The organism is Bradyrhizobium sp. 132 (assembly GCF_023074185.1).
Classification (GTDB): Bacteria; Pseudomonadota; Alphaproteobacteria; order Rhizobiales; family Xanthobacteraceae; genus Bradyrhizobium.
The window spans coordinates 31,815-45,810 of record NZ_JADPKY010000095.1 but is presented as its reverse complement, the minus strand read 5'-3'; the positions used below and the strand labels follow the sequence as shown (position 1 = coordinate 45,810).

Genomic DNA, 13,996 nt, shown 5'->3' with positions numbered 1-13,996 from the left:
GATTTGGATATGGATCAGACGGCTGCGCCCAAGGTCAGCTTCGTGTCGCTCGGGTGTCCCAAGGCTTTGGTGGATTCCGAGCGTATCATCACGCGCCTGCGCGCCGAGGGCTACGAGCTCGCCCGCAAGCATGACGGGGCCGACATCGTCATCGTTAACACCTGTGGCTTCCTCGACAGCGCCAAGCAGGAATCGCTCTCGGCGATCGGCGAGGCCATGGCCGAGAACGGCAAGGTAATCGTGACGGGTTGCATGGGCGCCGAACCCGAGCAGATCGAGCAGGCCTATCCCGGTGTGCTCTCCATCACCGGCCCGCAGCAATATGAGAGCGTGCTCGACGCCGTGCACCGCGCACTGCCACCGGCGCACAATGCGCATCTCGATCTGGTGCCGCCGCAGGGCATCAAGCTGACGCCGCGCCACTACGCGTATCTGAAGATCTCCGAGGGCTGCAACAACCGCTGCACCTTCTGCATCATTCCGAAGCTGCGCGGCGATCTCGTCTCTCGTCCGGCCAATGACGTGCTGCGCGAGGCCGAACGCCTGGTCAGTGCCGGCGTGAAAGAGCTGCTGGTGATCTCGCAGGACACCTCGGCCTATGGCGTCGATCTGAAATATGCCGAGAGCCCGTGGAAGGATCGCCAGGTCCGCGCCAGATTCCTCGATCTCGCGCGCGAGCTCGGCGAATTCGGCGCCTGGGTTCGGCTGCAATATGTCTATCCCTATCCGCATGTCGACGAGGTCATTGCCTTGATGAATGAGGGCAAGGTGCTGCCCTATCTCGACATCCCGTTCCAGCATGCAAGCCCCGAGGTGCTGAAGGCGATGAAGCGCCCGGCTGCGCAGGACAAGACGCTGGCGCGGATCAAGCGCTGGCGCGAAGAGTGCCCCGATCTCGCCCTGCGCTCGACCTTCATCGTCGGCTTCCCCGGCGAGACCGATGCCGATTTCGCCTATCTGCTCGACTGGCTCGACGAGGCCGAGATTGATCGGCTCGGCTGCTTCAAGTACGAGCCGGTCGCAGGCGCAACGTCGAACGCGATCGGGAATCCTATTGCGGAAGAGATCAAGCAGGAGCGCTACAACGCGCTGATGGCCCGCCAGCAGAAAATCTCTGCGCGCAGGCTGAAGCGCAAGGTCGGCACGCGCCAGCAGATCATCATCGATGAGGTCGGTCCGACTGTTTCGAAAGGCCGCTCCAAGGCCGATGCGCCCGAGATCGACGGCGCGGTTTACCTGTCGAGCCGCCGCCCCTTGCGCGTTGGCGAGATCGTCACCGCGAAGATCGAGCGCGCCGACCAATACGACCTGCACGGCAGCGTCGCGGGGTTCTGACGGCGCTTCGTCACGCCAACCATTTCGGCACCCAGCGCTCCGGCCGCGGTGCGCGCGCAAGATCAGCCTGCGCCTCGGACAGCTTCGCAGGCTCGCCGTCGATGCTCGGGCGCACATCGTATTCGAAGTTCGGCATGACCCGGCCGTCGGCATAGAGTCCAAATTTCATGGCGTGCCACAGCCCGAGCTCGGGCTGCGCGCGGCGCATCTCCTCCCGCAGATCGCGCAGCAGGGATTCAATCGAGCCGGCTTCCTCGAACGGCTGCGGCCCGCGCGTCAGGACGCGCGCCTCGTATTGTTTGCCGACGATCGCGATCTCGAAGTTCGTCTTGTGCCAGGGTTTCTTGTCCCTAGGCAGATGCGCGGCGAGGCGCCAGCCGAGCTCGGCCATCAAGCGATGATTGGCCCAGTAGTCTTCGCGATCCCGGCTCCATTTTTCCACGAAGCCGCGAAAGTCGGGCAGCTCCGACGAATTGTCATCGGGCGCCGCCGCCTCCCCGGTCGGCCGTCCGGCGAGCCACTGCGCGAGTTCGACCGTCTGGCATTCGACCTCGTCATGCGGCAGCAGATCGTGCCACGCCTTGTCGAATTGCTGCGATGTCAGTTTTGCGAGCAGGCCATCGAGGCTCGGCGCCAGCAGCTCGTGGTTGCCCTCGGAGCCAAGCCCCACGATCGGCGGATTGTCGCGGTCAAGACCCGCGCCATACCAGCCGCCGACGGCCGAGCCATCCGGCAGCCGCATGAACAGCGAAAACCTGTCGCGCAAGGGACTGCCGTCGAAGATCGGCGCCTGATCGGAAAACTGGCCTTGCAGCGAGAAGCCGCCGACGCTGCCCCAGGGGCGCCCCTTCAGCCAGCCGGCGAAGTCGACCAAAAGGGATGGTGCCTCGATGCCCGGCGGAAACGCGCCGCGAATGCTGTCGAGGTCGATCGGGTAAGGCGTGTCGGACAAGGCTTTAAAACTATCTGGTTGGTCCCGCCCCTCTTGGTCTGAACCGTCATGCGTACGGTTCGAACCAATTCGCGTTGGTCGATCACAAACGCGCTAGAGACGTGATAGTTTCTAGGCGCACGATCGATAAAATTCAATCGTGCGAGTGACATCCGGCGCATCGTGCCGCGCGCAACCGCATACGAGTTGCGCCTCTTCGTCACCCGCGACGTCACAACCGCCACACGCCGAGCAAGCCACGGATCTGACCTGCCCCATGCACGCTGGGCGGGTGATCTGTAAAACGCGCGCTTGACAAGCCCCGCCATTCGCCTGTATTGCCGCGCCCCATGATCAACGCTCGGACCCATCAGCGCATCGAAATGCTCCGCCGTCGCTTCCGCGACGATGAGAGGGTGCGCCATGTCCGACGACGCCGCTGAACCACTGAATTCAGCCCAGTTTTCGAGAAGGCCGCACCCGCAAGGTGCGGCCTTTTTGCATTTCGCGCGCCTTTTTCACCCGCCTCCAGAGGAGTTCGACATGACCACGCATCCGTATGACGCGCTGATGGACATCACCGCTCGGCCCAAGGCCGTGTTCGTCCGCGGCGCCGGCTCCTACCTCTGGGACGACAGCCGCAAGCGCTATCTCGATTTTGTGCAGGGCTGGGCCGTCAACTGCCTCGGCCACTCCCCGCCCGCGATCGCCGACGCGCTCGCCGCGCAAGCCAAGCGGCTGTTGACGCCGAGCCCGGCCTTCTACAACGAGCCCAGCCTGAAGCTCGCGCAGGCGCTGGTCGCAAACAGTGCGTTCGACCAGGTGTTCTTCGCCAATTCCGGCGCGGAAGCCAACGAGGGCGCGATCAAGCTCGCGCGCAAATATGGCAGCCTGCACAGAGGCGGCGCGTTCGAGATCATCAGCTTCGAGGGTGGCTTCCACGGCCGGACGCTGGCGACGATGTCGGCCTCGGGCAAGAAGGCCTTTGAGCCACTGTTCGAGCCGAAGGTCGCCGGCTTCAAGAAGGCGAAGCTCAACGACATCGCTTCGATCGAAAAGCTGATCAACGACAACACCGTCGCTGTGATGCTCGAGCCGATCCAGGGCGAGTCCGGCGTGTGGCCTGCGACCGATCAGCTCTTGCAGGAGTTGCGCGCGCTTACCGACGCGCACGGTCTCCTGCTGATCTTCGACGAGATCCAGACCGGCATGGGCCGGACCGGCAAGCTCTTCCACTACGAGCATACGGGCATCGCGCCCGACATCATGAGTCTCGGCAAGGGCATCGGCGGTGGCGTGCCGCTCGCAGCCCTGCTCGCGACCGAACGCGCGGCCTGCTTCGAGCACGGTGATCAGGGCGGCACATTCAACGGCAACCCTATCATGTGCGCGGCAGGACTTGCGGTGCTCGACGAGGTCAGCAAGCCGGACTTCCTCAAGGCGGTCACCGAGACAGGCTTGCTGCTCGAAAGCGAATTGCAAAAGGTCTCGGTCCGGCATGGCCTCGGCGAGGTGCGCGGCCGCGGCCTGTTGCTCGCGCTCGACCTCAAGCTGCCGATCGCACCCGGCATCGTCGCCCAGGCGTTCGAGGCCGGCGTGCTCCTCAACGCGCCGCAGGTCGACACGCTGCGCTTCATGCCGGCGCTGAACGTCACGCGGGCCGAGATCGCCGAGATGATCGACTGCCTCGATGCGATTTTGATCAGGGCCGGCGCGGCACGGCGGGTGGCGTAAGGCCTGCCTCGTGCCCCCGAACGCAGCGCAGCGCACCTTCGCGGTGCGCTGCAGAGCCGGGGCCCATCCCTCCGCAGCGTTCCGCGTCGCCTTCTGGGTCCCGGCTCTGCGCAGCAGCGTAAGAACGCTGCAGCGCGTCCGGGACACGGGAGCGGATGACGACGGAAGAACTACGGCTTCAAGATCGACGCGCCCGTGGTCTTGCGGCTTTCGAGATCGATATGCGCCTTGGCGGCGTCCTTGAGCGCGTAGGCGTGGTTGATCGGCACGTGCAGCTTGCCATTGATGACGGCGGCGAACAGCGTGTCGGCGCCTTCCAGCAACTCCTTGCGGGTGCCGACATAGTCGTTGAGCTTCGGCCTCGTCGCAAACAGCGAGCCATGTGCGTTGAGTTCGGCGATCGAAAACGGCGGCACCGGGCCTGAGGCATTGCCGAAGGAGACGAACATGCCGCGCGGCTTGAGGCAGGATAGCGAGCCCGGGAAGGTCGCTTTGCCGACGCCGTCATAGACGACGTCGCAGCCCTCATTGCGGCTGATTTGTTTGACGCGCGCGACGAAGTCTTCCTCGTTGTAGAGGATGACGTGGTCGCAGCCATTGGCCTCGGCAAGCTCGGCCTTTTCGCGCGAGCCGACGGTGCCGATGACGTGGGCGCCCATTGCCCTCGCCCATTGGCAGGCGAGCAGGCCGATGCCGCCGGCCGCGGCATGGATCAGCACGCGATGATGCGGCTCGACCTTGAAGGTCTTGTGCAGGAGATACCAGACGGTCAGCCCCTTCAGCATCAGCACGGCGCCCTGCTCGTGGGTGATGTGGTCGGGTAGCTTGACCAGTTTCTCCCAAGGGATATTGCGCTCGCCGGTATAGGCGCCAAGGTTGTAGTAGTAGGCGACGCGGTCGCCGGGATGAAAATTGGTCACGCCCGACCCGACAGCGACGACTTCGCCCGAGGCCTCGTTGCCGGCGATGAAAGGCAGCCCGGGCGCCTTGTACAGGCCGGTGCGGTAATAGACGTCGATGAAGTTGAGGCCGACCGCATGCTGGCGGATGCGCACCTCGCCCGGGCCGGGCGCCGGAACATCGACGCTCTCATAGACCAGGACCTCGGGGCCTCCGACCTTGTGGACACGGACGGCTTTGGTCATCGCCTGACCTCCTCTTCTCGCAGGCCAGCGAAAGGCATCGCGCCCGCCTTGTCAACTCGACACCGGCTGGAATGGCTAGACCGACGGCTTGCCGGTTTTCCTGCGGTTGCGCTTCGCCAGCACGTTGAAGAATTCGACCGCCGCCGAGAACGCGATTGCGAAATAGATGTAGCCGCGCGGGATGTGGAACTGGAATCCGTCCGCCACCAGCGCGACACCGATCAGTACCAGGAACGCCAGCGCCAGCATTTTCGTGGTCGGATGCTCCGCGACGAATCGCGACACCGGCCCGGATGAAATGTACATGATCAGGCAGGCGATCACGACGGCCGCGATCATGATCTCGATGTCCTGCGCCATGCCGATCGCCGTGATGATCGAGTCCAGCGAGAACACGATGTCGATGATCACGATCTGAACGATCACGTCGATGATCACGATCTGAACGATCACCCAGAAGAAAGCGTTACGAGGGGAGTTCTCGTCGCCCTCGCCGTCATCGGCTTCGACCTCGCCATGAATCTCGTGCGTTGCCTTCGCGATCAGGAACAAGCCGCCGCCGATCAGGATGAGGTCGCGCCAGGAGAAGCCGTAACCCGAAAACGAAAACACCGGCGCGGTCAGGCCGATCAGCCAGACCAGCAGGCTGAGCAGGATGATGCGGAAGATCAGTGCCAGCGCGAGCCCGATCTGGCGGGCGCGGTGCGCCTGATTCTCGGGGATGCGCGAGACGATTACCGACAGGAAGATGACGTTGTCGATGCCGAGCACGATCTCGAGCGACGTCAAGGTGAGGAGCGCGGCCCAGGCTTCGGGGCTTGTCAACAGGTGCATCATGCCAAGGATCTTGTCAGCCGTATCAATGCGTCGCTGAAGCTGATCCAGAGCGCGATCGCGCAGAGCGCGACAGTCACGCCGGTGCCGACGCGAAAGTCCATCTGCAGCGTGTAGAGGGAGAGCAGAGCCCAGATTGCGATCAGCGACATCGTCAGCCAGCGCAGCCGCACGACACGCACCGGATGCAGCACGTGGAACGGCACGAAGGTCAGCACCACCAGGCTTGCTACCAGCAGCGTCGACAGCAGCGGCGGCCAGTGCAGCAGGAACAGATAAAACGCCGCCGCATTCCACAGCGCCGGAAAACCGCGAAAATGATTGTCGTCGGCCTTCATGCGCAGATCGGCGAAATAGAGTGCGCTGGTGACGATGATGGCGACACCTAGCAAGGGTGCAGCGACCGGCAGCAGCAAGCCGCTGGCCACGATCGCATAGGCCGGCACGAACACGTAGGTGACGAAATCGACCACGAGATCGAGCACGTCGCCCGACCAGTTCGGCTGCACGTCCTTGACGTTGAGCCGGCGTGCGATCGGCCCGTCGATCGCGTCGATGATGAGGGCGACGCCCAGCCATTGAAACATCGCCGCCCAGTGCTCGCGCACGGCCTCGAGCATTGCCAGCAGCGCGATCGCCGCACCGAACGCGGTGAAGATGTGCACAGAGAAGGCGGCGGCGCGGATCGCGGGCCTGGGCTTCAGGGAATCCTCTTGGCTGTCCATGGCTTCTGCTATCAGAATGACACCGGTTTGCACATAAGCCATTGCGGCGCCCGGTCGCACAATTCGTCATAAAATCAGGGAAATATGAGTGGGCTTGAATTTGCCGTGGGGCGTGTCAAATGTCGTTCCATGACAGATGCATCGACACTCTTTGACGCGGCCGTGATCGGCGGCGGACCGGCGGGACTTAGCGCGGCCATCGCACTGGCGCAGGCGGGCGCACGGACCGCGCTGGTGGCGCGGCGCGTGCCCTATGCCGACAACCGCACCACCGCCCTGCTCGGTGCTTCCGTCGATCTCCTGGAAACGCTCGATGTCTGGTGGCGCTGCAAGGACAAGGCGGCATCTCTCGAAATCATGCGGCTCGTCGACGACACGGGCCGGCTGTTCCGCGCGCCGGAGGTCCGGTTCTCCTGTCACGAAATCGGCCTCGATGCCTTCGGCTACAACATCGACAACCACTCGCTGATGCTGGCGCTGGAAGCGCGCGCGGCCGAGTTGCCCGGTCTCGTCCGTTTCGATGACGAGGCCGAAACCGTTGTCATCGAAGCCGACGACGTCGCGATCCGCACCGCCGCCGCGCAATTCCTCTCTGCCCGTCTCGTGGTGGGCGCCGACGGCCGCCATTCGCTCTGCCGCGAAGCCTCCGGCATCACGGTGACGCGGCGCGAGCTGACCCAGACGGCGCTGACCTTCAACGTCGGCCACGCGCGCCCGCATCGCAACGTCTCGACCGAGTTCCACACGCCGCAAGGCCCTTGCGTGTTCGTGCCCCTGCCCGGCGACCGCTCCAGCGTCGTCTGGGTCTCGGCGCCTGCGGACGCCGAACGGCTTCGCGGCCTGGGCGACGCGGAGCTGTCCGCCGCGATCGAGAAGCAATCGCATTCCATTTTAGGCCGCATGACGGTGGAGCCCGGGCGCAACCTGTTCCCGCTGGCAATCGAACGCCCCAAATCCTTCGGCCGCGACCGCATCGCGCTGGTCGGTGAAGCCGCCCATGTGGTTCCCCCGATCGGCGCCCAAGGTCTCAATCTCGGCCTGCGAGATGCCGCCGACATTGCCAGGCTCGCAGGCGACGCCATCGCATCGAGTCAGGATCCCGGCGCAGCCGACGTGCTCAAACGCTACGACCGGGCCCGGCGTCCGGACATTCTGAGTCGGACCTTTGCGATCGACATCGCCAACCGCTCCCTGCTCAACGATTTCCTCCCGCTCCAGCCGGTCCGCGCGGTCGGCATGCACCTGCTCGGCGCGTTCGGCCCGCTCCGGCGTTTTGCGATGCGCGAGGGCCTGACGCCGACGTGGCGGCGCTAAGGTTTAAGGAAACGCCAGCCGGCCGGTCTGGATCGCCCACATCACGCTGGTCAGCGTGACCACGGACGCAAACGTTCCGAGCAGCACCGCCACGGAGGCAGATTCGATCCAGGCGTCGTTCTGCCGGGCGATGACGAACACGTTCAGCGCCGGCGGCAGCGACGCCATCAGCACGGCGGTCGCGGCCCAGGGCTGCGCGAACGGACCGAACGCCAACATCAGGCCGAAAGCTGCGAGCGGATGGATCAGGAGCTTGACCGCGATCACGCCCGGCACTTCCCAGGGCACGCGGTCGAATGGGCGGAGCGCCACTGTCACGCCGAGCACGAACAGCGCGGTCGGGGCGGCTGCGTTCTGGAGGAAGGTGATGGTGCGGTCGAGCGCGACCGGCATCTCGATATGGAGCGATGCGAAGGCCGCGCCGAAGCAGGCCGACATGATCAGCGGGTTGAGCACGATCTGCTTCAACACGACGCCGAAGGCGTGCACGATCGAGGGATGGTCGCGGTCGGAGAGCTCGATCAGCAACGGCACGATCGTGAACAGGAAGATGCTGTCGCAGCAGAAAATCAGCGCGGTCGGCGCTGACGCCTTGGTTCCGAGCACGGCGAGCGCCAGCCCCGGCCCCATGTAGCCGATATTGCCGTAGCCGCCGGAGAGCCCGGCGAGCGTCGCCTCGCGCAGCGTCAGGCGGCCGAGAAATTTGCCGACGACCAGCGCCAGGGTGAATGCCGCAACCGTCGACAGCGTGGTCGCGATCAGGAACGGCGGGTTGTTCAATTCCGAGAACGGCGTCTTCGACATGATCGCAAACAGCAGCGCCGGCAGCGACACATAGAGCAGGAAGAAGTTCATCCAGGCGAGGCCCGATTCCGGCAGGGATTTGACCTTGCCGCAGGCGAATCCAACGAAGATCAAGCCGAAATAAGGTAGAGCGAGATTGAGGATATCGACCATTGATGAAGTGTTTTCTGAGGACATGGGGGCTATCTGCCCCGTAAGCGCGGGTTAATTCCAGATCAGGGCACTAGCATCGGCCACAATCCTGGTCTATCGACGGGGAATGATTAAAGCGCGGACCGCCAAATTCCAGATCGGACAGGTCGTGCGCCACCGGATCTTCTCGTTCCGGGGCGTGATCTTCGACATCGATCCGGAATTCAACAACACTGAGGAGTGGTGGCTGTCGATTCCCGAGGAGGTGCGGCCCCACAAGGACCAGCCGTTCTATCACTTGCTCGCCGAAAACGCGGAATCGGAATACGTCGCCTACGTCTCCGAACAGAACCTGGTGCCGGACGATTCCGGCGAGCCGGTCCGGCATTCCCAGGTCACCGAGATCTTCATCAAGGACAAGGCCGGCGGCTATCGTCCGCGGAACCCGTCGCTGAACTGATCTTCGCTCGGACACATCTTCGCTCAGACAATATGGGTCAGAAAAAAGGCGCTCGAACCGAGCGCCTTTTTCATGTCCGGGATTGGGTCCCGATTACTTCTGGGCGGTCGGAGGTGCGCCGGGCGCGCCACCTTGCTGCTCGAGCTTCTTGCGCTGCTCGTCAGCCTTCTTCTGAAGCTCTTCCTGAAGCTTCTTCTGAGTTTCCTCGAAGACCTTCGGATCGGTCGGCGGACCGTCATAGGCCTTCTGGAATTCGCCGGCGAGCGGCAGCGGCAGGGTCAGCGGCGCGCCGTTGGCATTGATCGCCTGAACAACGAGGTTCTGGCCCTTCTTCATGTTGTTGATGAACTCGGGCGTGGCCTCGTAGTCGGACATGCAGCCGTTCTGGAAGCAGATCACATACGGGCTCTGCAACGGCGGATTGTTGTCCACGATGATGCGGGTGCCGTGCACCAGCTGCATGCCGAGCGGCAGCGTCACGCGCAGGATCTTCTTCGGCTCGCCTTCCGGCTCGATGATGACGGCCGCGATGACCGGCTGGCCCGACTCGATACGGCCGTCCTTGCCGGTGAAGCAAACTTGCTTGGCATTGGCGTCCTGGCCCTTGAGGCAGAACTTGGTCCAGGGGGCGTAGATCAGCTGGATCTGCTGATCCGCCGGCTGGGCCGCGCCCTGCTGCGCCGGAGCGCCCTGAGCGGGCGGCTGCTGGGCAGGTGCCTGAGCGGCCGGCGCCGGGGCCTTTGGGGCAGCCTTCGGAGCGGCTTTCGGGGCTGCCTTGGGCGCGGGTGCGCCCGGAGCCGGGGCCTGAGCCTCGGCGGCAAACGGGACGGCCAACGCCGTCGCCGTCAACAAGGCGAGAAGTCGCCCGCGCGGCCGGACGGACGCGGCCAAGTAACGGAAATTCATTGCGGAAAACCCTTTCTGAACGGGAAGTGCCCGAACCGCTTCGACGCACCGAACATGGCCGCCTTGGGCGCGGCTCTGTCCCCGTCAAATGAGGCGGACACGTGACGGGCTCGGCGCTCTTGCGCGATTGCGTGCCTTCTTAACGTGGCCGACGAAAAGATCAATGCCGACAAGCGTCTTTGACCGCGCCCTGACGTGCGTCCCCGGGAAATTCCCTGTGATAGGATTCAGGCCCCGCCAGTCCTCGAATCAACGTGTGCAGATGTTCATGTTCCAGCGCCTTATGGAGGGCCGTCTTGAAGGTCTGTGCGTCCGCCTCTGCGTCCTGGCTTTCGCCTTGGGGCTGCCGTTCGCCTTGGGATTCCCGGCAAGCGGCGCAGGGGCCGAGGAAGCCCACGCCATTGCCATGCACGGCGAGCCGGCGATGCCTGCCGATTTCACCCACATGCCCTACGTCAATCCTGATGCCCCCAAGGGTGGCCGGCTGACCTGGGGCGTTCTCGGCACCTTCGACAGCCTCAATCCCTTCATCGTCAAGGGACTGGCCGTGCAGCAGATGCGGAACTACGTGGTCGAGAGCCTGCTCGCGCGCGGCAATGACGAGCCGTTCACGCTCTACGGCCTGCTCGCCAGATCGGTCGAGACCGACGACGAGCGGAGCTTTGTCACGTTCCACATCGATCCCCGGGCCCGCTTCTCCGACGGCAAGCCGCTGCGCGCCGAGGACGTGCTGTTCTCTTGGCAGCTGCTGCGCGACCACGGCCGCCCCAACCACCGGCAATATTACAGCAAGATCGCAAGTGCCGAGGCACCAGATCCTCTCACCGTGCGCTTCGATCTCGCGGGGGCCAACGACCGCGAACTGCCGCTGATCCTCGGCCTGATGCCGATCCTGCCGAAGCATGCGGTCGATGTCGCGGCATTCGAGGAGACGACGCTGACGGGCCCGGTCGGCTCCGGCCCCTATCGCGTCACCGCCGTGAAGCCCGGCGCCAGCGTGACGCTCACCCGCAATCCCGATTATTGGGGCCGCGACCTCGCCATCAATCGCGGGCTCTATAATTTCGACGAGATCAGGCTCGACTATTTTCGCGAGGCCAACGGCCAGTTCGAAGCGTTCAAACGCGGCCTCTATGATTTCCGCATTGAGCACGAGCCGTTGCGCTGGCACAACGGCTACGATTTTCCCGCGGCGAAAAGCGGCGAAGTGATCCGCGACACCATCAAGCCGGGCGTGCCGCAACCTTCCGAATTTCTGGTGTTCAACACGAGGCGTCCCGTCTTCGCCGACATACGGGTGCGCCAGGCGCTGACGCTGCTGTTCGATTTCGAGCTGGTCAACCGCAACTACTTCTTCAACCTCTACTCGCGCGTCGCCGGCTATTTTGCCGGCTCGGACCTCTCGGCGTATGGCAAGCCTGCGGATGCGCGTGAGCGGGAGCTGCTCAAGCCGTTCGCTGCGCAGATCCCGCCAGACGTCCTGGACGGCAGCTACCGCCTGCCGGTGACCGACGGCTCCGGGCGCGACCGGACGACGCTGCGCGCGGCCCTGAAGCTGCTGTCGGAGGCCGGCTACGATCTCGACGGCACGCTGCTTCGCAATCGCGCGACCAAGGCGCCCTTCACCTTCGAGATTCTGGTCACGACCCGCGACCAGGAGCGCATCGCGCTTGCCTTCCAACGGGACCTCAAGCGCGCCGGCATCGAGCCGAGCGTGCGCTCGGTCGATCCCGTCCAGTTCGACCAGCGCCGGCTCTCTTACGAATTCGACATGATCCAGAATCGCTGGGACCAGTCGTTGTCGCCCGGCAACGAGCAATATTTCTACTGGGGGAGCGCTGCCGCCGACAATCCGGGCACCCGCAACTACATGGGTGCCAGGGATCCCGCGGTCGATGCCATGATCGCGGCGCTGCTGGAGGCCCGTGAACATACGGATTTCGCATCGGCGGTGCGGGCGCTCGATCGCGCTTTGATCTCCGGTTTCTATACAATCCCCCTGTTTAACGTATCCGAGCAATGGATCGCGCGCTGGAATCGGATAGAACGGCCAAAGGCCACATCGCTGTCCGGCTACCTGCCGGAGACGTGGTGGTCGAAGGGGCAGCCGCAAGCTGATCAAGCAAAGTGACGCCGTGAACCAGCCAACCGTATCGCCGACGCTCGACACGCTGTTTCAGCGCACGCTGACGCGGCAGCCGCATGCGCTCGCTCTGCTCGACCCCCTGAACAAGTTCCGGGTGACCGGGCACCAGCCGCGGCGTATGAGCTATGCCGAGGCTGACACGGCCATCGAGGCGCTGTCGGCCTATTTCGTCGAATCGGGCCTGCCGGCCAATTCCGTCGTCGCGATCCAGTTGCCGAATACGGTCGAGTTCGTGCTCACGGTGCTAGCCGCCCATCGCGCCGGCCTGGTCGTCGCCGTGCTGCCGCTGCTCTGGCGCCATGCCGAACTGACCGCCGCCCTGAACCGCACCGCGGCGCGCGCCATCGTCACCATGAGCACGGTCGACGGCGTCAGCTATGCCGATCTCGCAATGCATGCGGCCGCCGAAGCCTTCTCGATCCGCCATGTCTGCGGTTTCGGCACCGACCTGCCCGAAGGCATGGCCTCGCTCGACGATGTACTGGCCCGCCCGCCCGGCATCGCGCGCACCGTGATCCAGGATGGCCGCAAGGCGGCGATGATCTCCTTCGACGTTACCGCGGAAGGCTTTCGTCCGGTGCCGCGCCCGCATTTCAGCCTGATCGCCGCCGGGCTCGCGATGTCGCTAGAAGCCGACATCAAGCAGGGCGCGACCGTGATGGCGGCATTCACGCCGATGTCGTTTGCCGGCCTCGCCTCCTCGCTTGCGGTGTGGCTGCTGTGCGGCGGCGCGCTGGCGCTGCATCATCCGTTCGAGCATGACGTGCTGGAGCAGCAGATCAACGAGCACGAATGCGACGTGCTGATCGCGCCGGCGCAGTTTGCCCAGCGGCTCGGCGATTCCGATATGCCGGCGCGGATGCCCACCTTGCGCAATGTCATCGGCCTGTGGCGCGCCCCCGAGCAGGTGGCGGCGAGCGAGGCCTGGATCGCGGCGCATGCGCCGTTCACGGACGTCTATCTGTTCGGCGAGGCCGGATTGTTCGGCGCTCGGCGTGGCGAGGACGGCATGCCGGTGCCGGTGATGCCGGGACCGCACGGTGCGCCGCGCGAGCAGTCGGGCTCGTCGATCGCCGGCGAGATTTTGCTGACGCCGAAAGGCACGCTCGGCCTGCGCGGCCCGATGGTGCCGATCGCGGCGTACGCCCCGCCGCCGCCGGTCGGCGACACACTGATCGCGCAGCCCCCACGCGACTATGTCGACACCGGCTATGCCGCGCGGCTCGACCGCCCCAGCGGGGCGATCTGCATCACCGCGCCGCCCTCCGGCATCATGGCCGTCGGCGGCTACCGCTTCCTCTCCAACGACCTGCAGGAATGGGCGCGCCGACTCGGCCAGGGCGCCCTCCTCACCGCGCTGCCCGACCGGCTCTCCGGTCACCGGCTGGCGGGCCGGGCCCAGGACAATGCCCGCGCCCGCGAGGCGCTCAACGAACTCGGGCTTAACCCCCTGATGGTCGAAGCTTTTCGCGACCGTTCCGGGCCGGTCTAGGCGCAGTTTCGACTAATCCATTGACGCTGCATTAAGGC

General features: G+C 64.7%; 12 protein-coding genes. 6 read left to right on the top strand and 6 right to left on the bottom strand.

All coding sequences use genetic code 11. The features are described 5' to 3' along the window. The first annotated feature begins 9 nt into the window (after nt 1-9). Nucleotides 10-1,335 carry a 30S ribosomal protein S12 methylthiotransferase RimO gene (gene rimO / locus IVA74_RS18345; RefSeq protein ID WP_247346873.1) on the top strand — a complete coding sequence of 442 codons (1,326 nt, stop codon included), beginning with the start codon at nt 10-12 and terminating at the stop codon, nt 1,333-1,335. 10 nt (nt 1,336-1,345) lie between these two features. On the opposite strand, the gene IVA74_RS18340 is transcribed toward rimO, so the two are convergent. Beyond that, the gene (locus IVA74_RS18340) at nt 1,346-2,287 is read right to left on the bottom strand and encodes a hypothetical protein (RefSeq protein WP_247346871.1); all 942 of its coding nucleotides are present in this window, start codon (nt 2,285-2,287) and stop codon (nt 1,346-1,348) included. Between the two features lie 522 nt (nt 2,288-2,809). Here IVA74_RS18340 and IVA74_RS18335 point away from each other — a divergent pair. Further along, complete coding sequence (locus tag IVA74_RS18335) at nt 2,810-4,000, top strand: acetylornithine transaminase (RefSeq protein WP_247346869.1); 1,191 nt, start codon at nt 2,810-2,812, stop codon at nt 3,998-4,000. A gap of 170 nt (nt 4,001-4,170) precedes the next feature. On the opposite strand, the gene IVA74_RS18330 is transcribed toward IVA74_RS18335, so the two are convergent. From IVA74_RS18330 to pcsA, 3 genes are all read right to left on the bottom strand, one after another. Further along, entirely contained in the window at nt 4,171-5,145 is a 975-nt protein-coding gene (locus IVA74_RS18330) for a quinone oxidoreductase (protein WP_247346867.1), read from the bottom strand. 75 nt (nt 5,146-5,220) lie between these two features. Next, nucleotides 5,221-5,982 carry a TerC family protein gene (locus IVA74_RS18325; protein WP_247346861.1) on the bottom strand — a complete coding sequence of 254 codons (762 nt, stop codon included), beginning with the start codon at nt 5,980-5,982 and terminating at the stop codon, nt 5,221-5,223. After that, nucleotides 5,979-6,704, bottom strand: coding sequence for a phosphatidylcholine synthase (gene pcsA / locus IVA74_RS18320; RefSeq protein ID WP_247346860.1), 726 nt, complete (start codon nt 6,702-6,704; stop codon nt 5,979-5,981). Before pcsA ends, IVA74_RS18325 begins: the two co-directional genes overlap by 4 nt. A 129-nt stretch (nt 6,705-6,833) precedes the next feature. Here pcsA and IVA74_RS18315 point away from each other — a divergent pair, with 129 nt between their 5' ends. After that, a complete protein-coding gene (locus tag IVA74_RS18315) occupies nt 6,834-8,018 on the top strand; it encodes a UbiH/UbiF family hydroxylase (protein ID WP_247346859.1) in 1,185 nt (394 codons plus the stop codon). Nucleotides 8,019-8,021: 3 nt separating this feature from the next. Here IVA74_RS18315 and IVA74_RS18310 read toward each other — a convergent pair whose 3' ends face one another. Next, a complete protein-coding gene (locus IVA74_RS18310) occupies nt 8,022-8,975 on the bottom strand; it encodes an AEC family transporter (RefSeq protein ID WP_247346931.1) in 954 nt (317 codons plus the stop codon). Between the two features lie 106 nt (nt 8,976-9,081). Here IVA74_RS18310 and hspQ point away from each other — a divergent pair, with 106 nt between their 5' ends. Next, nucleotides 9,082-9,414: a heat shock protein HspQ gene (gene hspQ / locus IVA74_RS18305; protein ID WP_247346858.1), complete on the top strand. Its 333-nt coding sequence runs from the start codon at nt 9,082-9,084 to the stop codon at nt 9,412-9,414. 93 nt (nt 9,415-9,507) lie between these two features. Here the strand turns inward: hspQ and IVA74_RS18300 are convergent, their stop codons facing one another. Further along, entirely contained in the window at nt 9,508-10,320 is an 813-nt protein-coding gene (locus tag IVA74_RS18300; protein WP_247346856.1) for an invasion associated locus B family protein, read from the bottom strand. A 262-nt stretch (nt 10,321-10,582) separates the two neighbouring features. Here IVA74_RS18300 and IVA74_RS18295 point away from each other — a divergent pair, with 262 nt between their 5' ends. Next, complete coding sequence (locus IVA74_RS18295) at nt 10,583-12,451, top strand: extracellular solute-binding protein (RefSeq protein WP_247346930.1); 1,869 nt, start codon at nt 10,583-10,585, stop codon at nt 12,449-12,451. Between the two features lie 4 nt (nt 12,452-12,455). Continuing rightward, complete coding sequence (locus tag IVA74_RS18290) at nt 12,456-13,958, top strand: AMP-binding protein (RefSeq protein ID WP_247346854.1); 1,503 nt, start codon at nt 12,456-12,458, stop codon at nt 13,956-13,958. Nucleotides 13,959-13,996: the final 38 nt, after the last annotated feature.